This window comes from Rhodococcus sp. IEGM1339, from assembly GCF_050321925.1.
Classification (GTDB): Bacteria; Actinomycetota; Actinomycetes; order Mycobacteriales; family Mycobacteriaceae; genus Rhodococcus; species Rhodococcus pyridinivorans.
This window is the reverse complement of record NZ_JBNQFT010000019.1, coordinates 39,361-61,163: the sequence shown is the minus strand read 5'-3', so window position 1 is coordinate 61,163 and position 21,803 is coordinate 39,361. Positions and strand designations below refer to the sequence as shown.

19 protein-coding genes are annotated in these 21,803 nt (G+C 70.5%); 17 read left to right on the top strand and 2 right to left on the bottom strand.

What is annotated here, in order from left to right:
* The first annotated feature begins 3 nt into the window (after nt 1-3).
* From eccCa to ACQR3U_RS16920, 9 genes are all read left to right on the top strand, one after another.
* Complete coding sequence (gene eccCa / locus ACQR3U_RS16960) at nt 4-3,987, top strand: type VII secretion protein EccCa (protein ID WP_230810980.1); 3,984 nt, start codon at nt 4-6, stop codon at nt 3,985-3,987.
* The gene (locus ACQR3U_RS16955; RefSeq protein WP_230810979.1) at nt 3,987-5,501 is read left to right on the top strand and encodes a type VII secretion-associated protein; all 1,515 of its coding nucleotides are present in this window, start codon (nt 3,987-3,989) and stop codon (nt 5,499-5,501) included. Before eccCa ends, ACQR3U_RS16955 begins: the two co-directional genes overlap by 1 nt.
* 130 nt (nt 5,502-5,631) lie before the next feature.
* Nucleotides 5,632-5,985: a WXG100 family type VII secretion target gene (locus tag ACQR3U_RS16950; RefSeq protein ID WP_019288588.1), complete on the top strand. Its 354-nt coding sequence runs from the start codon at nt 5,632-5,634 to the stop codon at nt 5,983-5,985.
* Nucleotides 5,986-6,045: 60 nt separating this feature from the next.
* Nucleotides 6,046-6,336 (top strand): WXG100 family type VII secretion target, encoded by a 291-nt coding sequence (locus ACQR3U_RS16945; protein ID WP_016690931.1) that lies wholly within the window; start codon nt 6,046-6,048, stop codon nt 6,334-6,336.
* 289 nt (nt 6,337-6,625) lie between these two features.
* Nucleotides 6,626-7,069 (top strand): 50S ribosomal protein L13, encoded by a 444-nt coding sequence (rplM, locus tag ACQR3U_RS16940; protein WP_006550055.1) that lies wholly within the window; start codon nt 6,626-6,628, stop codon nt 7,067-7,069.
* Nucleotides 7,066-7,569 (top strand): 30S ribosomal protein S9, encoded by a 504-nt coding sequence (rpsI, locus tag ACQR3U_RS16935; protein ID WP_006550056.1) that lies wholly within the window; start codon nt 7,066-7,068, stop codon nt 7,567-7,569. Before rplM ends, rpsI begins: the two co-directional genes overlap by 4 nt.
* A gap of 152 nt (nt 7,570-7,721) precedes the next feature.
* On the top strand, nt 7,722-9,062 hold the full coding sequence (gene glmM, locus ACQR3U_RS16930; protein WP_230810978.1) for a phosphoglucosamine mutase: 1,341 nt from the start codon (nt 7,722-7,724) through the stop codon (nt 9,060-9,062).
* A gap of 118 nt (nt 9,063-9,180) precedes the next feature.
* Nucleotides 9,181-9,549 carry a hypothetical protein gene (locus ACQR3U_RS16925; protein WP_064852618.1) on the top strand — a complete coding sequence of 123 codons (369 nt, stop codon included), beginning with the start codon at nt 9,181-9,183 and terminating at the stop codon, nt 9,547-9,549.
* On the top strand, nt 9,546-10,514 hold the full coding sequence (locus tag ACQR3U_RS16920) for a WXG100 family type VII secretion target (RefSeq protein WP_230810977.1): 969 nt from the start codon (nt 9,546-9,548) through the stop codon (nt 10,512-10,514). Before ACQR3U_RS16925 ends, ACQR3U_RS16920 begins: the two co-directional genes overlap by 4 nt.
* Nucleotides 10,515-10,530: 16 nt before the next feature.
* On the opposite strand, the gene ACQR3U_RS16915 is transcribed toward ACQR3U_RS16920, so the two are convergent.
* Complete coding sequence (locus ACQR3U_RS16915) at nt 10,531-11,379, bottom strand: hypothetical protein (protein ID WP_230810976.1); 849 nt, start codon at nt 11,377-11,379, stop codon at nt 10,531-10,533.
* 128 nt (nt 11,380-11,507) lie between these two features.
* On the opposite strand from ACQR3U_RS16915, the gene glmS reads away from it, so the two are divergent.
* From glmS to tsaD, 8 genes are all read left to right on the top strand, one after another.
* Nucleotides 11,508-13,373: a glutamine--fructose-6-phosphate transaminase (isomerizing) gene (gene glmS, locus ACQR3U_RS16910; protein WP_230810975.1), complete on the top strand. Its 1,866-nt coding sequence runs from the start codon at nt 11,508-11,510 to the stop codon at nt 13,371-13,373.
* 28 nt (nt 13,374-13,401) lie between these two features.
* Nucleotides 13,402-14,853, top strand: a complete 1,452-nt coding sequence (locus tag ACQR3U_RS16905; protein ID WP_006550062.1) for a bifunctional ADP-dependent NAD(P)H-hydrate dehydratase/NAD(P)H-hydrate epimerase — start codon at nt 13,402-13,404, stop codon at nt 14,851-14,853.
* A 58-nt stretch (nt 14,854-14,911) separates the two neighbouring features.
* Nucleotides 14,912-16,084 carry an alanine racemase gene (gene alr / locus ACQR3U_RS16900; RefSeq protein ID WP_230810974.1) on the top strand — a complete coding sequence of 391 codons (1,173 nt, stop codon included), beginning with the start codon at nt 14,912-14,914 and terminating at the stop codon, nt 16,082-16,084.
* Nucleotides 16,085-16,088: 4 nt separating this feature from the next.
* Nucleotides 16,089-17,147 carry an alpha/beta fold hydrolase gene (locus ACQR3U_RS16895; protein WP_230810973.1) on the top strand — a complete coding sequence of 353 codons (1,059 nt, stop codon included), beginning with the start codon at nt 16,089-16,091 and terminating at the stop codon, nt 17,145-17,147.
* Between the two features lie 22 nt (nt 17,148-17,169).
* The gene (gene tsaE / locus ACQR3U_RS16890) at nt 17,170-17,628 is read left to right on the top strand and encodes a tRNA (adenosine(37)-N6)-threonylcarbamoyltransferase complex ATPase subunit type 1 TsaE (protein WP_230810972.1); all 459 of its coding nucleotides are present in this window, start codon (nt 17,170-17,172) and stop codon (nt 17,626-17,628) included.
* 79 nt (nt 17,629-17,707) lie between these two features.
* On the top strand, nt 17,708-18,376 hold the full coding sequence (tsaB, locus tag ACQR3U_RS16885) for a tRNA (adenosine(37)-N6)-threonylcarbamoyltransferase complex dimerization subunit type 1 TsaB (protein ID WP_064060917.1): 669 nt from the start codon (nt 17,708-17,710) through the stop codon (nt 18,374-18,376).
* Nucleotides 18,373-18,888 (top strand): ribosomal protein S18-alanine N-acetyltransferase, encoded by a 516-nt coding sequence (rimI, locus tag ACQR3U_RS16880; RefSeq protein WP_006550067.1) that lies wholly within the window; start codon nt 18,373-18,375, stop codon nt 18,886-18,888. Before tsaB ends, rimI begins: the two co-directional genes overlap by 4 nt.
* A gap of 44 nt (nt 18,889-18,932) precedes the next feature.
* The gene (gene tsaD, locus ACQR3U_RS16875) at nt 18,933-19,961 is read left to right on the top strand and encodes a tRNA (adenosine(37)-N6)-threonylcarbamoyltransferase complex transferase subunit TsaD (protein WP_230810992.1); all 1,029 of its coding nucleotides are present in this window, start codon (nt 18,933-18,935) and stop codon (nt 19,959-19,961) included.
* A gap of 39 nt (nt 19,962-20,000) precedes the next feature.
* Here the strand turns inward: tsaD and ACQR3U_RS16870 are convergent, their stop codons facing one another.
* On the bottom strand, nt 20,001-21,722 hold the full coding sequence (locus ACQR3U_RS16870) for an Hsp70 family protein (RefSeq protein WP_230810971.1): 1,722 nt from the start codon (nt 21,720-21,722) through the stop codon (nt 20,001-20,003).
* Nucleotides 21,723-21,803 lie beyond the last annotated feature (81 nt).

The following is a 21,803-nucleotide window of genomic DNA, read 5'->3' as shown; positions in this document are numbered from 1 at the left end:
AACGTGAGTACCGTGCGTTTCGTACGCAGAGCACGGCGGGAGGCACCGCGCGCTCCCAGCGGCGAGGTGAGTGTCCAACCGCCACCGGACATTCCCCGGGCCACGCCCGGCAATCTGGTGACCAGACTGCTCCCGCTCGTGATGGTCGCGGCGATGATCGGGATGGTCGCGCTGATGTTCACCACCGGCGCCGCACGCAGCCCCATGGCGATGATCTTCCCGCTCATGATGGTCGTGTCCCTGGTGGGCATGCTCGCCAACGGTGGTCGCAGCGGGGGAACGAAGACCGCCGAGGCGAACGAGGACCGCAAGGACTATCTGCGCTATCTCGACCAGCTCCGGCGCGAGGTCACCGAGACGGCGCACGAACAACGTCGGGCGCTCGAATGGTCGCATCCCGACCCGGCCCTGCTGTGGACCCTCGCCGGCACCGTCCGGATGTGGGAGCGGCGCAGCACCGATCCCGACTTCGGTCACCTCAGGGTGGGGCGCGGCGGGCAGCGACTCGCGACCCGACTCGTGCCTCCGGACACCGGGCCGGTCGAGGATCTCGAACCCGTCGCCGCCCTGTCGCTGCGCAGGTTCGTGCGCGCGCACTCGGTGGTGCAGGCGCTGCCCACGGCTGTGTCGCTGCGGGGTTTCGCGGCGATCGGCCTCGAGGGCGATCGCAGCGCGGCGCGCTCGCTCGCTCGGGGGATGCTCGCGCAGGCGTGCACCTTCCACGGTCCCGACACACTGCAGGTCGCTGTCGTGTGCGGGCCCGACACCGCTGCGGAATGGGAATGGATCAAGTGGCTGCCGCATGCGCAGAACCCGGTCCTGCGCGACGGTGCGGGCAGTGCACGCACGGTGTTCGGTTCGCTGTTCGAACTCGAGACCGATCTCGCGGCGGTCCTCGCCGGTCGCAGCAGATTCGTCCGGAACGCCCCGGCCACCGAGGGTGCCGTGCACCTCGTCGTGGTCGTCGACGGCGGGGTCACGGGATCGGGTTCGGGGGTGCTCGACGACGGTCTCGACGCAGTGACCGTGCTCGACCTCTCCGGTTACGCCACGCGGCTCAGCGCGACGCGCGGCCTGCGCCTGGTGGTCGAGGAAGGACGGGTCGGGGTCGCCACCGGCACCGACGTCGACATCTTCGCCGATGCCGACGGCATCGGGACTCCGCAGGCACAGACGTTGGCCAGACTGCTCGCGCCGTACCGGGTGACGAGCGGAGCGGTGGACGAGAGCGCCGGCGACGACCGGCCGTCGAGCTGGCAGGAGCTGCTGGGCCTCGGGGACGTGGCCCGCTTCGACCCCGCGCAGGTATGGGTGCCACGCCGCGGGCGCGACCGCCTGCGGGTACCGATCGGTGTCGGCATCGACGGTGCGCCTGTCGAACTCGACCTCAAGGAGGCCGCCGAGAACGGGATGGGACCGCACGGACTGTGCATCGGCGCAACCGGATCGGGAAAGAGCGAGTTCCTGCGGACGCTGGTCCTCGGTCTCGTGGCGACGCACCCGCCGGAGGCACTCAACCTGGTCCTCGTGGACTTCAAGGGCGGCGCGACCTTCCTCGGTCTGGACCGGATCTCGCACGTCGCGGCGGTGATCACCAACCTCGCCGACGAGATCGCGATGGTCGACCGCATGAAGGACGCCCTCGAAGGCGAGATGAACCGCCGCCAGGAACTGCTCCGGACCGCAGGCAACTTCGCCAACGTCGGCGACTACGAGAAGGCCAGGGCGGCAGGTGCACCGCTCGACCCGCTGCCCGCGCTGTTCATCGTGGTCGACGAGTTCTCCGAACTGCTCTCTCAACAGCCCGAATTCGCCGACCTCTTCGCGGCGATCGGACGCCTGGGCCGGTCGCTGCACATGCACCTGCTGCTCGCCAGCCAACGACTCGACGAGGGTCGCCTCCGCGGTCTCGACAGCCACTTGTCGTACCGCATCGGCCTGAAGACCTTCTCCGCAAACGAATCGCGGAGCGTTCTCGGCGTTCCCGACGCCTACCACCTGCCGTCGACACCCGGCGCCGGATATCTGCGGACCGATTCCGCCGACATCCAGCGGTTCTCCGCGGCGTACGTCTCGGGGCCGTACGAGCCCGGCCGCCCCACCCGGCGCACCCGATCGGCGGTGCCGGCCGGCACGTCCCGGCCCCGGCTCTTCACCGCGCGGGCGGTGCCGGTCGACGCCGGTCCGCCCGCCCCGGTCACGGAGCCGCTCCCGGTTCTTCCCGCGGGTGACGGCCGGAGCGTGCTCGAGGTGGTCGTCGACCGGATGCGGGGGCACGGAACACCGGCGCACGAGGTGTGGCTTCCTCCGCTCGACGACTCCCCGTCGCTCGACATGCTGCTGCCCAGGTCGGTGCTCACCGGCGACGTGCCGCGTCACGCAACCTTGCGCACCGTCGTCGGTGTCGTCGACCGGCCGTTCGAGCAACGCCGCGACCCGCTGGTGGTCGACCTGTCCGGGTCGGCCGGCAACGTCGTGGTGGTCGGCGGCCCGCAGTCCGGGAAGTCCACACTGCTGCGCAGCCTCGTCCTGTCGATGGCCCTCACGCACACCGCCGAGCAGGTGCAGTTCTACGGTCTCGATTTCGGTGGTGGCACGTTGTCCGGTCTGGCCGGCCTGCCGCACGTCGGTTCCGTCGCGGGGCGGCACGACACCGACCGGGTGCGCCGCACGGTCGCGGAGATGATGTCGCTGCTGCGTCGTCGCGAACGGTCCTTCGCCGAGAACGGCATCGAGTCCATAGCTCAGCTGCGGCGGATGCGCGCCGACGCGGTCGCACCGGCCACCGGCGATCCGTTCGGCGACGTCTTTCTCGTCGTCGACGGTTGGCCGAGCATCCGGCAGGACTTCGAGGCACTGGAACAGACGATCGGGATCCTGGCCGCCCAGGGTCTGTCCTACGGCATCCACGTGGTGCTCAGCGCCCCGCGCTGGGGTGACGTGAGGCCCGCCATGCGCGACCTGCTGGGTACGCGGCTCGAACTCCGCCTGGGCGACCCGTCCGACTCCGAGTACAGCCGAAAGAGAGCGGCGATGGTGCCGGAAGGGCGGCCGGGACGCGGTATCGACCGCGATGGCCTGCACATCCTGGGGGCGCTGCCGCGGGTGGACGGAAGCTCCGATCCGGCCGATCTCGCGGTCGGCGTCGCAGCGGCGGTCGAGGCCGTCCGTGCTGCCACGCCGGGGCGTTCGGCGCCGCCGGTGCGCATGCTGCCCGAACGCATCGACCGGCCCGACCTTCTCACAGCTCTGCCCTCAGGGTGGCCGCCACCGGCCGACACGTCCCCGGCGGCCCGGCTCTCCGTCCCGATCGGCATCGACGAATCCGAACTCGCGCCCGTATCGGTGGATTTCACCGACCATCCGCACCTGCTGATCTTCGGCGACTCGGAGTGCGGCAAGACCAATCTGCTGCGAGGGCTGTGCCGCGGACTGGTCGAAGCCGGCAGCGGTGCGCAGACCAGGATCATCGTCGGCGACTACCGCCGCACGCTGCTCGGTGTCGTGGGCGGCGACCATCTCGGGGGATACGCTGCGTCGGCAACGGTCCTCGCAGCCATGGTCCGCGAACTCGCCGGCATCTTCGAGCGCCGGCTGCCGGGCCCCGGCACGACGCAACAACAGCTGCGCGATCGATCGTGGTGGACCGGACCCGAAGTGTTCGTGGTGATCGACGACTACGACATGGTCGCCACCTCTGGCCAGAATCCGCTGCTGCCGTTGCTCGACTATCTCCCGCAGGGACGCGACATCGGCCTGCACCTGGTGGTCGCGCGTCGCTCGGGTGGTGCCGGACGCGCGATGTACGAACCGATCCTCGGGCGTCTGCGGGAGTTGTCGACTCCGGGTCTGATCATGAGCGGTAGCCGCGACGAGGGAGCGCTCGTCGGCGCGGTCCGTCCGTCGCCGGTGCCGCCGGGCCGCGGCACACTCGTACGACGCGACGGCACGGCGCTCGTCCAGACCGCGTGGGCGCCGGAGGTGTGATGGCGCTCCGGGACGAGACGGTCGTCGCGGTCGCGTTCACGCTGACACCCGGATCCGTCCACATCGGATGGCCCGGAACCACGCGCAGCGTGTCCGCTCTCGCCGCGGATCTCGGCGACCGACGGGTCTACGGAGCGGCAGCGGAGCAACCGTCGGAGCCGGCCGGCGTCGCAGGACTCATGGATGTCACGGAACTCGTGGATGCGGCCGCGGTCGAAGGGGAAACCGAACTCGGAGAACTGCTGAGCGGGCTCGTCTCCTACGCCGCAGCGACCGTGGGTGCACCGGACATCGGCGGGGTGGCGTGCGCGATACACCCGACCTGGTGGAACGAGCGGCGCCGCGATCTCTTCCGGACCGCCGTGCGGCAGGTCGCAGGCGATACGATCCTGCTTCCGGCCGCGGTGGCCGCCGCGCGCGCCGCCGATCCTGCGCCGCACGAGCGGTGTGCGGTGCTCGAATTCGCCGCCGGGGGAGTCACCGCCGTGAGCATCGCTCCGCCGGGGCCCGACGGGCCGACCGTCGAACGACTCGCACGCGATCCGGGTCTGTCGGTGCACTCCCCGGACGCCGCGATGCGACTCGAGAACCTGCTGACCTCGGTGTGCGGCGGGGCTGGGCCGGAGGTCGTGGTGGTGACCGGCGGCCCGGGCGAACCGTCCGGTGTCGAATACTTCTCTCTCGCAGTTGATCTCGTGGGTTCGGGTCGGCGGGTGCTGCCCGTCGCGGCCTCGGAGATGCTCAGCGCCGTGACCGGCCCTCCGGCGCCACCGGCAGGAACCGGAGGGACCGCGAGAGCCCCGGCCATCGCTACGACGACCGACGGACCCGACAGGACACTGCCGTGGCTCAGCGAGGTGCGCGCACGCCCGGATCCCCCTCGTGGCGGGCGGGCCGGCACGGTGCCCGCGCTGGTCGTCGCCGGGGCGGTGATTCCGTTCCTGCTCGCCGCTGCGATCTTCCTGTGGCCGCTTCTCACCGGAGAAGGTGGAGACGCGGAGGTCCCGGCTCCGCCGGAAGTCGTTGCTGCAGAGGAGCCGCCGACCGACGCTCGTGAGCCCGAGTCGGCCGCCGACTCCGGTCCCTCCCCGTCGACGCGGATCGACGCCGGTCCGCTGCACCTCGACCTGCCGGAGGGCTGGCGCGTCCGCGACCCCGCGACTGTGCCCGAGGGGCGCGCGGAACTGATACCGGTCGGCGGAACCGATCGCCGGATCCTGGTCGTGTACCGCGATCTTCCCGACGGGATCGACGAGCGCTCGGTCGCCTCCGCGTTGGCGGAGCGGGCCGCCGAACGTGCACCTGTCATCCGCGACCTCGACACCGACACGACCTTCGCCGACCGCAAGGTCGTGGCGTACACCGAAGTTCCCGACGACTACTCGGTGGTGCGGTGGTCGGTCCTGGTCTTCCCCGGACTTCAGGTCTCCGTGGGATGCCAGCACCTCGAGGGGGAATGGACCCGTATCCGGAGTGAATGCGAGCAGGCCGTCCACACCCTCCGGGGCGGGTGAGAAAAGTAGGTCCACGAATTTCGGAAGGCGCGGAACCGATACCGGATCGGGTGCGTCCAACCAGATGTAGGAGCCAGGACCGGCTCGACACCGAGCCGGATGATCCACGCACGAGCGAAGGAGTACGCCGTTGACCCAACCGACCGGCAATTCGAATCACCTCACCACCGATGTAGCGACGATGGAGGTCGTCGCGGGACAACTCCAGGACTCCCGCGCCGAACTCGACGCGATCCTCGGTCGTCTGACGGGCGTGGTGCAGTCCGCGCCGTCGGTCTGGCGGAGCCGCTCGGCGGAACAGTTCGCCGGAATCATGGAGCGCTGGAACGTCAACCACACCAAGCTGTCGAACGCCCTGGACGAACTGGCAGAAGCCGTGCGCACCAGTGGACGGTCGTACGCCGCTGCCGAGGACCAGCAGGCCCAGTCCTTGTCGGCGATCGACCCCGATGGCGGTTCGGTGCTCAACGGGTCGTTCAACTGATCGCCCGTCGCTCCGGCACACAGCCCTCCGGCACACATTCGAGAACAAGGAGAACGATCCGTGTCCGAGATCTATCAGAACTTCGCCGGCGTCGCCGACCTGCACGCCCAGCTCGTGTCCGGTCAGAAGGCGATCGAGGCGACGCTCGACCGCATCGAGGGGCAGGTGGCGCCCCTCATCGCCACCTGGGACAGTGGGGCGCAGGAGCGCTACGCCGCCACGCAGGCGCGCTGGAACGAGGCCGAGGCCGGCCTCATCCAGGTGCTGCACGACATCGGTCGGGTGGTCTCGACCGGTAACGACAACATGCAGGAGGTCGAGCGACTGAACCAGCAGCGCTTCCCGGGCTGATCCGGGTCTGCCGGATCCGGACCGATCCGGCGCTGTCACGTCCCGGTGGTGGAGAGGCCGCCGGGACGTGCTGCTGCTTCCGGGGTGCTCCAGCGGAGGGTGCGCAAGGGCAGGGCTGCTGCGGCGCTTTGACCGGCCCGGCGTCCGCCCGGTAGAGTGTCCCCTCGGCGTGTCGCACGTCGTCGTGCCCTGTGGTGCGACGAACACCTCTCCCGGGTCCCAACTGGCCGCCGGGCGTGGCAACCGTCGGCATGCAGGCCAGCAGCGAAACGATAGACGAGGAAGATCTGTGTCTACGTACACACCGAAGGCCGGCGACGTGACCCATCAGTGGCACGTCATCGACGCCACCGACGTGGTGCTCGGCCGCCTCGCGGTGCAGGCGGCAAACCTGCTCCGCGGCAAGCACAAGCCCACATTCGCGCCGCACGTCGACGGTGGTGACTTCGTCGTCATCATCAACGCCGACAAGGTTGCCGTCTCCGGCAACAAGCGGACCGACAAGTTCCTCTACAGCCACTCCGGTCACCCGGGCGGTCTGCGGGCTCGTTCCGTCGGCGAGGTTCTCGAGAAGAACCCCGACCGCCTCGTGGAGAAGGCCGTCACCGGCATGCTCCCGAAGAACAAGCTCGGTCGCGCCATCGCGAAGAAGCTGAAGGTCTACGCGGGCCCGAACCACCCCCACGCCGCGCAGCAGCCGGTGCCGTTCGAGATCAAGCAGGTGGCACAGTGACGACGCCCGAGGAACAGAACGTGAACCCCGAAGAGTACGTCGAGAACGTCGAGGTCGCTGCAGACGAGTACGTCGAGGACGTCGTCGAGGCACCTGCTGCCCCGATCGTGTTCGACCGTCCGGTCCAGACCGTCGGTCGCCGTAAGGAGGCTGTCGTCCGCGTCCGCCTCGTGCCCGGCACCGGCAACTTCACCCTCAACGGCCGCACCATCGAGGACTACTTCCCGAACAAGGTGCACCAGCAGCTCGTGAAGTCGCCCCTGGTGACGGTCGAGCGCACCGAGTCGTTCGACATCCACGCACGCCTGCACGGCGGCGGTCCGTCCGGCCAGGCCGGCGCGCTGCGTCTCGCCATCGCGCGTGCACTCACCGAGGTCACCCCCGAGGATCGCCCCGCGCTCAAGCGTGCCGGCTTCCTCACGCGTGACCCGCGTGCCGTCGAGCGCAAGAAGTACGGCCTGAAGAAGGCCCGTAAGGCATCGCAGTACTCCAAGCGCTGATGTGCCGCCGACGCTGATTTCGTCAGAGTCGGCACCTGTTCCATCACGAGAGCAGGCGTCGGTAGACATCTCCTACCGGCGCCTGCTTTCGTGCATTCTGTCCTCTATCGACACCCGCGGCGGGGGCCGCACACGACTGGGAGGCTGTGTACATGGGTCGGTTGTTCGGCACCGACGGAGTCCGGGGCTTGGCCAACGCCGAGCTCACATTGGAGCTGGCAGTACGCCTGGCAGGCGCTGCGGCAGCGGTCCTGGCCCCGCAGGGTGCCGAGCGGCGACCGGTCGCGGTCGTGGGTCGAGATCCACGCGCGAGCGGGGAGATGCTCGAGGCGGCCGTCACGGCCGGACTCACCGCAGCCGGAGTCGACGTGGTGTCGGTGGGCGTACTGCCCACCCCAGCGGTCGCGTACCTCACGGGTGACTACGGCGCCGACCTCGGCGTGATGATCTCCGCGTCGCACAATCCGATGCCCGACAACGGCATCAAGATCTTCGCAGCCGGCGGGCACAAGCTCGACGACGAGGTCGAGGACCGGATCGAAGCGGTGCTGCACGGCGACGCCGAGAGCGCCGCACGCCCCACCGGCTCCGGTATCGGCCGGGTGCGCGTCGTGTCCGACGCCCTCGACCGCTATCTCGCGCATCTCGCGACGGCCGTGCACAAGCCGCTCACCGGTACGACCGTAGTGGTCGACTGCGCGCACGGCGCCGCCTCGCAGGCCGGCCCGGCCGCCTACGCGGCCGCAGGTGCCACGGTCATCGCGATCAACGCCGAACCCGACGGACTGAACATCAACGACGGCTGCGGATCCACGCACCTGTCCGTGCTGCAGCAGGCCGTGCTCGAGCACGGCGCCGACCTCGGTCTCGCGCACGACGGCGACGCCGACCGCTGCCTCGCCGTCGATGCGACCGGCACGGTGGTCGACGGTGACGCGATCATGGCGATCCTCGCTCTCGGCATGCACGAAGCCGGTGAACTTCCCGACGACACCCTCGTCGCCACGGTGATGAGCAATCTCGGTCTGCATCTCGCGATGCGCGTGGCGGGGATCCAGGTGCGCACCGTCGGCGTGGGCGACCGCTACGTGCTCGAGGAGCTCCGCCGCGGTGGCTACGGCCTCGGCGGTGAGCAGTCCGGCCACATCGTCCTGCCCGCGCACGGTACGACCGGCGACGGCGTGCTCACGGGCCTGCGCCTGATGGAGCGGATCGCCACGACGGGTCTGCCGCTCGCGAAGCTCGCCTCGGTGATGACATCGCTTCCGCAGGTCCTCGTGAACGTGCGGGTCCACGACAAGGTCGCCGTCGCGAGCGATCCTGCGGTGGCGGACGCGGTCGCGGAGGCCGAGCGCGAACTCGGTGAGACCGGCCGGGTGCTGCTGCGTCCGTCGGGCACCGAGCAGCTCGTACGCGTCATGGTCGAAGCCGCCGACGACGATCACGCCCGGGCGGTCGCCGACCGTCTCGCGGGAGTCGTCGCCGCCGTCTGACCTGCGCGGTCCCTGCCCTTCGCTGCCGGTTTCCGCTCGCAGTCACGCTGCGGTGGAACCGGATCGTCCTGCGCTGCGTCCTAACCCTTCGAGAGGGTTCGGTGGGTGAAGGGCGGACATGGACACACAGCACAGCACGATCCAGGTCGACGGCGACGCGGTGCGAGCCGTCGCGGCACGACTCGAGGAGGTCGCCGAGGACGCCGACGACGAGATCCGTCGTGGCTTCGGCGGTCTCGTCTTCGACGGCTCCGGTGCCGGATCGACGCACCGGTCGGCCGGCGTTCGCGTCGAGACCGGATATCGCAGGATGCGTGCGACGTGTGAGAGCTGGGCGGCGACCGTGCAGGCGCACGCCGACGCATTGCGCGCGGCGGCAGACAGATACCGGCACCAGGACGACGCGACCGGCATCGCCCTCACCGCTGTGACCGGTGCCGAACTCGACAGCGTCGGGTTCGGCGACGCAGGGACCCGGCAGCCGTGAGGACCCCTCCCGAGAGCGCAGGCGACATCCTCGACGCGGGAGCGCCCGGCCTGGCCCGCCTGACCGGCCTCGTGCAGTCCCTGCGTGCTCTCGGGCTCGAGTCCGGCTGTTGCGTCGCGGACGTCCGGGCACGCTACGACGAGGAACGAACCCTCTCGTTGCCCGCCCTCGCCGACGACGCCGCCACGACGCGCTCGCTCGCGACCTCGCTCGGTCGTCGGACCGACGAACAGCGTCGCCTCCTGCAGCAACTCGACGAGTCGTGGGACGGATCCGCCGCCGACCGGGCTCGCGCCGAGCTGACGGCCACCGTCCGTTCCGGAGTGGCGCTGTGTGCGTCGCTGACCGATCTCGCGGTCGCGCTGGAATCGGCGGCCACCGCGATCGCCGCAGCGCTGCGTGAGAAGGCCCGCGTCGTCGGGGAACTCGCGGAAGGCACCGTCGACGGTCGCACGAGGGACGAGATCGACACGATCGTCGCCGGAGCGAGCGGTGGCCCGCACGGACCGAGCCCGGAGGAGCATGCCCGCTGGTTCGGCAACCCGCCCGGTGGCGACGTGTCCGACCCTGCCGCCGAGTGCCGGCGATGGATGGAGGAACGTCTGGTCCCGGCGGTCCGGGACGCCGTCGACGTGGTGCTCGGGGCATGTGAGGAGGCCGGCCGCCGGATCGCCGGCAGCGTCACCGACCTGGCGACGACCACCGAACGCGCCGCCGATGATGCCGGGGCGGCGGCCGCGGGCGTATCCGGTGCCGGGACGGTGGTTCCCGTCGTCGACGACGGGTCGACGCAGCACGGACCGAGCGACCCGCCGAATCAAGGTGCACTGCTGACGGTTCCCGGGATCCGCCCGGGCGAACGCAGACGCGAACACACCCCAGGACCGGTCGAGGCCGACCGCCGGCAGGACGAGAACGACGAGGGCGGTGCAGGAGTCGTGCTCGCGGAAGCCGGACCGCTGTGACGCGAACGGCGGAACGTCAGCGCCCGAGGAGCAGGTTGACCTGCGTGCCGAGATCGCGATCGACGACGTCGGGGTCGGAGATCACCGTGGAGCCGGGCAGCTCCGTGGTGAGGTCGGAGAAGATCGCGTACGTCTTGTCGCCCGTGAGACGGTGCAGCAGGAAGCCGGTGAGCAGCGCACGAGTGCGTTCCTGGGTGCGACGCTCGGCACCACCGACGCCGAGCACTCCGATCAGGCGGCGCCCCTCGACGAGTCCTTCGTCGTTCGCCTTCTCGACGACCCGCAGCTGCACGTCGTCGCTGCCCCAGCCCCGGGCGACCGCGACGGCGTCGCTGGTCATCGACCCGATGCTCTTCTCACCGACGAGGACGAGGCCCGGTGCCCGCACGCGGCCCGCGGCTTCGGAGGCAGCGGGGGAGACGGGCGAGGGGTAGAGCGCGGCGACGGCCGCGACCTCACGCCTCGCTGCGGCGAGTACCGCCGCCCCGGCACCCGATCCGTGGCCCACCAGCGCGAGCTTCGACGGATGGACACTGATCCGCCCGGTACCGAGACGCACGCCGGTGCAGATGTCGAGGGTGGTGAGCAGGTCGGTCGACAAGCCGATCGCCGACGGCACCGGTCCGCGTTCGGTGTTGGGTGCGCCTACCACGATTCCCCAGGACGCGAGGTGCTCGAAGAGCTTCGTGTACTTCGTGACCCCGGTGAGCCAGCCGTGCCCGAACGCGATCGCGGGCAGGTCGAAGCCTTCCGCGGGGGTGTACACGACACCCGGCTGACCGGCGAGCGCCAGGTCGCCGCGCAGCACCGAGTGCGGGCCGCGCCGGGAGAGTTCCTGAGCCAGTTTCTTGGGGTTCGCCGCCACGGCCTGAACGTTAGCGGATGGCGCTGCCCGCCGGGGTCGGTGCGTACCGGACGGCGTGCCCCGATGCAGGTGTACGGGCTCACCGGTGTGTTGTTCCCGGGCGGGGGTCGACCAGTACCATGCTAGGCATGTGCGGAATCGTGGGCTATGTCGGGCACCGTCGTGCTCTCGACGTCGTGGTGGAAGCGCTGCGGCGGATGGAGTACCGGGGTTACGACTCGGCGGGAATCGCCATCCTCGACGGCAAGGGTGGTCTGGCCGTCGAGCGGAAGGCGGGGCGGCTGGTCAATCTGGAGGCCGAGCTCGCCGAGATCGGCGAGGAGCACTTCGCCGGTACCGCGGGGATGGGGCATACCCGGTGGGCCACCCACGGTCGTCCCACCGACCGCAATGCGCATCCGCATCGCGACGCGACCGGCAAGGTCGCGGTGGTGCACAACGGCATCATCGAGAACTTCGCGCCGCTGCGTGAGGAGCTCGAGAAGTCGGGTGTGGAGCTGGCCAGCGACACCGACACCGAGGTCGCGGTGCATCTGGTGGCCCGCGCCTACGCCGAGGGTCCGACGGCGGGCAACTTCGTCGACAGCGCTCGCAGTGTGCTGCGCCGGCTGCAGGGTGCGTTCACACTGGTCTTCGCCCACGCCGATCATCCGGGCACGATCGTCGCGGCGCGCCGGTCGACGCCGCTGGTCGTCGGGGTCGGCGACGGTGAGATGTTCATCGCCTCGGACGTTGCGGCGTTCATCGAGTTCACCCGGGAGGCAGTCGAGCTCGGTCAGGACCAGGTCGTGGTGATCACGAACAACTCCTACGAGGTCACCGACTTCGACGGCAACACCGACGTGGCGACGCGTCCGTTCACCATCGACTGGGATCTCGCCGCCGCCGAGAAGGGCGGCCACGACTACTTCATGCTCAAGGAGATCGAGGAGCAGCCGGCCGCGGTCGCCGACACCCTGCGCGGTCACTTCGTCGACGGGTGCATCGTGCTCGACGAGCAGCGCCTGTCCGATCAGGAACTGCGCGACATCGACAAGGTGTTCGTCGTCGCCTGCGGCAGCTCGTACCACTCGGGCCTGGTCGCCAAGTACGCGATCGAGCACTGGACCCGCCTGCCCGTCGAGGTCGAGCTGGCCTCGGAGTTCCGCTACCGCGATCCGGTGCTCGACCGGTCCACGCTGGTCGTGGCGATCTCGCAGTCCGGGGAGACCGCCGACACCCTCGAAGCGGTCCGGCACGCCAAGGATCAGAAGGCGCGGGTGCTGGCGGTGTGCAACACCAACGGCGCGCAGATCCCGCGGGAGGCCGACGCGGTGCTCTACACCCGCACCGGCCCGGAGATCGGTGTGGCGTCGACGAAGGCGTTCCTGGCGCAGATGGCCGCGAACTACCTCGTGGGTCTGGCGCTGGCGCAGGCGCGCGGCACGAAGTATCCCGACGAGGTGGCCCGCGAGTACCAGGATCTGGCGGCGATGCCGGAGAAGATCGCCGAGCTGCTGACCGGCATGGAGCCGGTGCGGGCGCTGGCGCGTGAGCTGTCGGCCTCGCCGGCCGTGCTGTTCCTGGGTCGGCACGTGGGCTACCCGGTCGCGCTCGAGGGTGCGCTCAAGCTCAAGGAGCTGGCGTACATGCACGCCGAGGGTTTTGCGGCCGGTGAGCTCAAGCACGGCCCGATCGCGCTGATCGAGGACGGGCTGCCCGTCATCGTCGTGATGCCGTCGCCGAAGGGCCGCGCCGTGCTGCACAGCAAGCTGCTCAGCAACATCCGCGAGATCCAGGCCCGCGGGGCCGTCACCGTCGTCATCGCCGAGGAGGGCGACGAGACGGTCCGGCCGTTCGCCGATCACCTCGTCGAGATCCCGTGGTCGGCGTCGCTGCTGCAGCCGTTGTTGTCGACGGTGCCGTTGCAGGTCTTCGCCGCGGAGGTCGCGCAGGCCCGTGGTTACGACGTCGACAAGCCCCGCAACCTCGCCAAGTCGGTCACCGTCGAATAGCGACCCACCCGCCGGTGCAGGAGGGACGATGCGCAGTTTTCACCCGTCCGACGTGGTCCGCGCGGCGGAGGCGCCGCTGCTGGAGTCTCTCCCCGAGGGAACCCTCATGCGGCGCGCGGCCTACGGACTCGCGCGGGTCGTGGCTTCCGAACTGCGTGAACGCACCGGTGGGATCGCCGGTCGGCGGGTGAGCCTGCTCGTCGGGTCCGGCGACAACGGCGGCGACGCGCTGTGGGCGGGAACCTTCCTGCGCCGGCGGGGCGTGTCCGTCACTGCACTGCTGCTCGACCCCGACCGGGCGCACCCCGCGGGTCTGCGGGCACTGCGGAAGGCCGGCGGGCGGATCGTCCCGGCGACTCCAGAGCACCTCGGCGACCCGGACCTCGTGCTCGACGGCATCGTCGGCATCTCCGGGCGCGGCCCGCTGCGACCGGCGGCGGCCGCGCTCGTGGACGAGATCACCGCGCCGATCATCGCCGTCGACATCCCGAGCGGTGTCGACCCCGATACCGGTGCCGTCGACGGACCGGCGATCACGGCCGCGGTGACCGTCACCTTCGGCGCCTACAAGCCGGTCCATGCACTCGGCGCCACGCGCTGCGGTCGCGTCGAACTCGTCGACATCGGACTCACACTCCCGGAGGCCGGGCTGGTCGCGGCGGAACCGTCCGAGATCGGCGCGATCTGGCCGGTGCCCGGCGCCGAGGACGACAAGTACTCCCAGGGTGTGGTGGGTGTCCGTGCCGGCAGCGCCCGGTATCCGGGGGCGGGTGTGCTGTGCACGGGAGCGGCCGTCGCCGCGACCTCCGGCATGGTGCGCTACGCCGGGTCGGGTGCCTCCGAGGTGCTCGCGCGGTTCCCCGAGGTCGTCGTGTCGCCCTCGGTGGCCGAGACCGGGCGGGTGCAGGCCTGGGTCGTGGGGCCGGGTGCCGGTACCGACGATGAGGCCTGCGCGAACCTGCGCGACATCCTCGCCACCGACCTGCCGGTGCTCGTCGACGCCGACGGACTCACGCTCCTCGCCCGCGAACCCGGTCTCGTGCGGGGCCGGTCCGCGCACACCCTGCTCACCCCGCACGCCGGCGAGTTCGCACGCCTGACCGGGAACCGCCCCGAACCGGACCGGGTCGCGGCGGTACGTTCCCTCGCCGCCGACTGGGGAGTGCACGTGCTGCTCAAGGGGCGCGCGACGCTCGTGGCACGGCCCGACGGGCACGTCTTCGTCAACGATGCGGGCGGTTCGTGGGCGTCGACCGCGGGTGCCGGGGACGTGTTGGCCGGTGTCATCGGGTCGTTGCTCTCGTCGGGCATGCCGGTGGACCTGGCCGCGGCGGCCGGTGCTCGGGCCCACGCCCTCGCCGCGAACCTGGCCGCGCAGGACCCCGAGTCCCCCGGAGCGGCGCCGACCTCGGCGAGCGCGATCCTCTCGCGACTCGGCGACTCGATTCGTCTGCTGCGCACCCACATTGCCGAATCGTGACGTGGTACACGGGGACACGACGTCGGCGTCCGACGGCGCAGTGGCAGGATCGACAGACGTGACCACGACCCAACGCACCCCGCGACCTGCGCGTACCGTCCTTCCCCAAGCCGAAGCTCTCATCGATCTCGATGCCGTGGCGGAGAACGTACGAGCGCTCCGGGAGTACGCGGGTCCCGCTGCGGTCATGGCCGTCGTCAAAGCCGACGCCTACAACCACGGGGCCGTGCCGGTCGCGCGTGCCGCGCTCGCCGCAGGCGCCCGCGAACTGGGTGTGACGACGCTCGGCGAGGCCCTCGAACTCCGCGCCGCGGGTATCGAGGCTCCGATCCTGTCGTGGCTGCACACCGCCGACTCCGATTTCGCTCCCGCCGTCGAGGCCGGGATCGAACTGGGCGTGTCCTCGCCGCGGCATCTAGCGGCCGTCGTCGAGGCGGCGCGGCAGGTCGGGGTCACCGCGACCGTCACGGTCAAGGTCGACACCGGCCTCAACCGCAACGGTGTCGCCGTCGACGAGTGGGACGACATGGCGCGCGACCTGGGCCGGGCACAGGCCGAAGGTGTCGTGCGGCTGCGTGGAGCCTTTTCGCACCTCGCCCACGGCGACGAACCCGAGCATCCGGGCAACGCCGAGCAGCGTGACCGGCTGAGCGAGGCCGTCGCGGATCTGCGGCGGCACCATCTGGCTCCCGAAGTGGTGCACCTGTCGAATTCCGCGGCCACCGTCACCCGTCCCGACCTGCGATTCGACATGGTTCGGCCCGGAATTGCGATGTACGGGTTGACACCGATCCCGGAACTCGGCGACCTGGGCTTCCGGCCGGTGATGACCGTGCGGGCGAGGGTGGTGCTGGTGAAGAAGGTGAAGGCGGGAGACGGGGTGTCCTACGGGCACACCTGGACTGCTCCCGCGGATACGACGGTGGCGCTGCTGCCCATGGGATATGCGGACGGGATCCGCCGCAATCTCAGCGGGCGCATCGAGGTGCAGCTCGGCGGGCGCCGGTGCCCGCAGATCGGGCGCGTGTGCATGGATCAGGTCGTCGTCGACCTCGGCCCCGATGGGGCAGGAGTAAGCGAGGGCGACGAGGTGTTGTTCTTCGGTGACGGGCGTCACGGAGAGCCGAACGCCCAGGACTGGGCGGACAAGCTGGGCACGATCAACTACGAGATCGTGACCGGCATCGGCGGACGGACCGTCCGGACCTATGTCGGAGCGAAGGGATCGTGACGTCATGTCACTCGTGAACAGGATGGGACTCCTCGGTGCGAGCCTTGCGACGCTCGCATCGTCGGCGGGACTGTACGCGGTCAAGACCGCGGGCGCGCCCGCCCATGAGATCTATCAGAACGAGGACTTCGACGAGATCCTCCGGCTCCCGCGCCGCATCGTGACCACCGAGGACGGTGTCCCGCTCGTGGTCCGCGAGAGCGGCTCGGCCCTGGCTCGGCTCACCGTCGTGTTCGTCCACGGCTACTGCCTGCGCATGCAGGCCTGGCATATGCAGTACCGCCACCTGCGCGAACAGTGGGGGCGTGACGTGCGTGCCGTCTTCTACGACCAGCGTGGTCACGGCGAATCCGGTTTCTCCGGTGCCGCGACGTGCACCATCGCGCAGCTCGGCCGCGACCTGGGCCGGGTGATCGACGAAGTCGCGCCCACCGGTCCGGTGGTGGTGGTGGGCCACTCGATGGGCGGCATGACCGCGATCGCGCTCGCCTCCCAGCGGCCCGACCTGTTCGGTGAACGCATCGTGGGCGTCGGTCTGCTGGCGACCACCGCGGCAGGGCTCAGCAAGACCGGCATCGGACGCAATCTCGAGAACCCGGTGATCGACGCGTTCCGGTACGCGGCGCGTACCGCACCGGGATTCGTGCAGTTCGCGCGCGGCGCGGCCCGTGCCGTCGTGACGCCGATCCTGCGTGCGGCGTCCTACGGCACGGTCGTGAGCCCCCGCCTGGTGAAGTTGTCCGACCGGATGCTCGACGAGACGTCGGTGCTCACCATCGTCAACTTCCTCCGCACCCTCGAACTGCACGACGAGTCCGCGGCGCTTCCGGTCCTGGGCACCGTGCCCGTGCTGGTGCTGTCCGGCGACGCCGACATGGTCATCCCGTACTCGAGTTCCGAGGCGCTGGCGGAGCAACTGCCCGATGTCGAACTCAAGCGGGTACGTGGTGCCGGGCACCTCGTGCAGCTGGAGTTCCCCGAGGTGGTCGACCGTGCCCTCGATCGTCTGATCCAGCGGAGTTTCACGCAGGGAGTGAACGGAAGGCAGATCGCAATTGGGTGATTCGCAATCGAGTGGGCCGCAGGTGGGGGAGCAGACCATCGAACTGCCGACCGTGGAGGACACCGAGGCGTTCGGGCGCAGGCTTGCAGCCGGGCTGCGGGCCGGCGACCTCGTCGTGCTCGACGGGCCGCTCGGCGCGGGAAAGACGGCGCTGACCCGCGGAATCGCCGCCGGCCTCGGGGTGGAGGGACGCGTGACCTCCCCGACCTTCGTCATCGCCCGCGAACACCGTCCCGGTAGTCCGGAGGGACGAGAACCGGTCGGGCTCGTCCACGTCGACGCCTACCGTCTCGGCGACGGACCGAACGCCCTCGACGAACTCGACGCGCTCGACCTCGACACCGACCTGACCGACACCGTCGTGGTGGTCGAATGGGGCGGTGGCTTGGTCGAACAGCTCGCCGAACGGCATCTGAGGGTCCGGCTCCGGCGCGACCCGGGCACCGATGTCCGCCGTGCCTCGTGGGAATGGATCGGCTGAGCCACCGGCAGTCCGCATGCCGGTGGCCTCCGTCACTGCACACCGACCGGGCAGGTCGCGCGGGGTAAGCTGGTACATCGTGCTCGTGCTCGCTGTCGATACCGCCACCCCCGCCGTGACCTCGGGAGTCGTCCGTCTCGACCGCGGTCGGGACGATGCCCGACCCGAGACGGTCGCTGCGCGCGTGCTCGACAATCCGCGAGCGCACGCCGAAGTCCTCACCCCGCAGATCCTCGAATGCCTCGCCGAGGCCGGCGCTGCCCCCATCGATCTCGACGCGATCGTCGTCGGCATCGGACCCGGCCCGTTCACGGGTCTCCGCGTCGGCATGGCCACTGCTGCGGCCTTCGGTGATGCGCTCGGCATCCCCGTGCACGGTGTGTGCAGCCTCGACGCGATCGCCGCGGACGTCCACCGGGAACACGGTACGGACGACGATCTGCTCGTCGTCACCGACGCCCGTCGTCGCGAGATCTACTGGGCACGCTATTCCGGCGGCCGCCGCGTCGAAGGACCCGAGGTGCGCAAGCCCGCCGACGTGCCCGCCGAGCCGTCGGTGCGGGTGGCGGGCTCGTCGTCGCACGTCGCGCTGTTCGACCTTCCGGCGGTGGACGTGCAGACGCCGTCCCCGGCGGGCCTGGTGACAGTCGCGGCCGACGCCCTGCGCGCGGGCGCCGAACCGGAGCCGCTCGTGCCCCTGTACCTGCGCCGCCCCGACGCGGTGGAGACCGCGAATCGCCGAGCATGAACGCCACACCCGAGGAGAATACGGCCGCAGAGAACGCGGTCGTCATCGACGCACTGCGCCCCGAGGATGCACCCCGCTGCGCCGAACTCGAACAGATCCTGTTCCCCGGCGACGACCCGTGGAGCGCCGACGCCTTCCGTTCGGAGCTGGCCTCGCCCCACAACCGCTACTTCGCGGCCCGCGACCCGCAGGGCCGGCTGATCGGTTACGCGGGACTCGCGCGACTCGGTACGGCCATCGAACCCGAATCCGAGGTGCACACCATCGGTGTGGACCCCGTGGCGCGCCGCCGGGGGATCGGCGGAGCCCTCCTGGGGGAGTTGCTGGCCGTCGCCGACCGCTGGGGAGGGCCGGTCTTCCTCGAGGTGCGCACCGACAACGACGCGGCGATCGCCCTGTACCGGCGCGAGGGCTTCGAGATCGTCGGAACCAGGAAGCGTTACTACCAGCCGAGCGGCGCGGACGCGTACACGATGCGTCGTCCGGATCCGCGAGAGGAGTCACCGGCGTGAGCACCACCAGCCCCCGATTCGAGCTGCCCGAGCGCCCCGTCGTGATGGGCATCGAGAGTTCGTGCGACGAGACCGGTGTCGGCATCGTCCGCTGGGTGGGTGACGGCACCCTCGAGCTGATTGCCGACGCCGTGGCGTCGAGCGTGGACGAGCACGCCCGCTTCGGTGGTGTGGTGCCGGAGATCGCATCCCGCGCCCACCTCGAAGCCATGGTGCCGACGATGCGGCGCGCCCTCGACGAGGCCGGGATCGAGAAGCCGGACGCGGTGTGCGTAACCATCGGGCCGGGTCTCGCGGGAGCACTTCTCGTCGGTGTCGCCGCCGCCAAGGCCTACGCGGCAGCGTGGAACGTGCCGTTCTTCGCGATCAACCACCTCGCGGGCCACGTCGCGGTCGACACCCTCGAGCACGGACCGATGCCGCCCTGCGTGGCGCTGCTCGTCTCCGGTGGTCACACCCACCTGCTGCACGTCGAACATCTCGGCAAACCCATCGTCGAACTCGGCACCACCGTCGACGACGCCGCCGGGGAGGCCTTCGACAAGGTCGCGCGACTGCTGGGGCTCGGTTATCCGGGCGGTCCCGAGGTCGACAGGCTGGCCCGCCAGGGCGACCCCTTCGCGGTCGTCTTTCCGCGGGGTATGACCGGTCCGCGCGACGCGCGTCACGACTTCTCGTTCTCCGGTCTCAAGACCGCGGTGGCCCGCTTCGTCGAAGCGAAGGAACGTGAGGGCGAGCCGGTGCCGGTCGCCGATGTCGCCGCGGGCTTCCAGGAGGCGGTGGCGGACGTGCTCACCATGAAAGCTGTGCGGGCCGCCCAGGATCTCGGTGTCGACACGCTCGTCCTCGGTGGTGGAGCGACCGCCAACAGCCGGTTGCGCGCACTCGCCGAGGAACGGTGCACTGCTGCGGGTATTACCCTGCGCGTGCCGCGGCCGAAGTTGTGCACCGACAACGGCGTCATGATCGCGTCGCTGGGCGCGCATCTCATCGCCGCGGGGGCGCAGCCGTCCTCGCTGGGCGCTGCGACGGATCCGGGCCTGTCGGTGTCGGTGTCGCAGGTCGTGGCCTGACCTTTCCCGACCGACCCCCACCCGAGGAGGGCGCGCTGCCTAGGTGAGGGCGATTTCCGAGGTCCCGGATCCGGTAGTGGTCTCCCCGGTGGTCGTTTCCCCCGTCGTGGTCTGTCCGGTGGATGGCACGGTCGTGCCCTCCTCCGTGACGGACGCGATCGTGGAGGACACGTCGGTCGGATATGCGCCGGTGGACGACGCGGACGGCGTCTCGGTCGGCGAGGTGGTCGACGGGGGTGTCGGGCTCACACCGGTGCTCGGTTCGGTCGTCTCCGGATCGGTGGGCGCAGGGCTCGTCGTCTCCGGCGGTGTGGTCGGCTCGGTGGTGTCGGGAGCCGTCGTGTCGGGAGCCGTGGTGTCCGGAGCCGTGGAGTCCGGAGCCGTGGAGTCGGGATCGGGCCTCGGTGCGGTCTCGGAATCCGGCGACGTGAACGGTCGGTCCGGGTCGGACTCTTCCTCCGCTGTCGACCCGGGGGTCGGCACCTGATCGATCGGCGTCGGCGTCACGGTGGTGCTCGACGACTCGGGCACAGTGGGCCACGGACCTTGGGTCGACGGAACGGTGTGCTCGACGGTCGGCAACGGCCAGGGAACCGTCGTCGGCGCGGGTGCGTCCCGGGTGCTCCGGGACGTCACGGGTTCGGGCGGCGGGTCGTGGGACGGGACGGCCGACTCGCCGGGACCGGCCTCCTGCGTGGGGACGTCGCCGCTCGTGAAACGCGGCGACACCTGGGCGTCGCTGCTGTCGCGTTCGGTGAAGTGCTGGGTGGCGAAGCCGGCCATGACCGCACTGAGCACCAGGAGCCCGGCGACCGCACCGGAGACACGACCCGAGGACCGGTTGCCGGTGCGCGACAGGGAGCCGACCACGGTGTATCCGACCGAGGACGGGGAATCGGCCGACAGTGCCGCACCGATCGCGGCAGCCGCTCCCGGTTCGGGGACGGTGACGATCTCGCCGTCGAACTCCGCCGAGATCGCCGCGGCGAGGACGGGGGACGCGGCCGCGCCCCCGATGAGGGCCATGGTCTCGGGGACCGGATCGGTGCTCGAGCAGATGCGCCGCGTGAACGCCGCCGCTTCGTCGGCGAGATCGGTCGTGAGTTCGTCCAGTTGCGCTCGGGTGAGGGTGACCGTCGCGTCGGGACCGGCCTCGGCGATGTCGATGCGGGTCGTCGTCGCCGAGGAGAGTGCCTCCTGGGCGCCCTGGCACCGGGCCGCCAGCAGGCCGGGGTCGATCTGCCTCCGGGTGCGCATCCGCTCGGTGGCGTTGCGGACATGATCGAGCACACGTGCGGTCAGGGCGTCGCCGCCGACGGTCTCGGTACGTGCGGACCGCAGCAGGGTGCCGGTCTCGCGGTCGAGGACGGAGACGGTCGTGCCGGTGGCTCCGATGTCCACGAGCGCGATCGCGCCGGGTTCGCGACGGACCCCCACTGTGTAGAGATACTCGAGGGCGGCGGTGGTCTCCGGAACGAGGCGGACCATGTGGCCCGTCCGCTCGGCGGCCGTGCGGATCTCGTGCGCCTGTTCCTCGGTGCGGTATGCGACCGTTATGATGGCGGGACTGTCGGCTCCGCGGGCGGTTCCGCGAGGAGACGTGAGCGAGACGGCGTCGAAGACGAGATCTCCGAGATCGCGCCCGGGCTGCGACTCGGAGGCGAGTCTGCGGAATTCCGTTGTGGGCGCGTGTGCAGCATCGACGCGCAGGGCCGAGCCGGCGCCGGAGGCGCCGACGGAGATGCCGAGCGACGTGGGCATTGTTCACCTTCCGTGCGTGATCGACGACCAGGCGTCCAGGGCCTACCTCGGCTGAGGTCACCGAACGATCACGCTCATGGG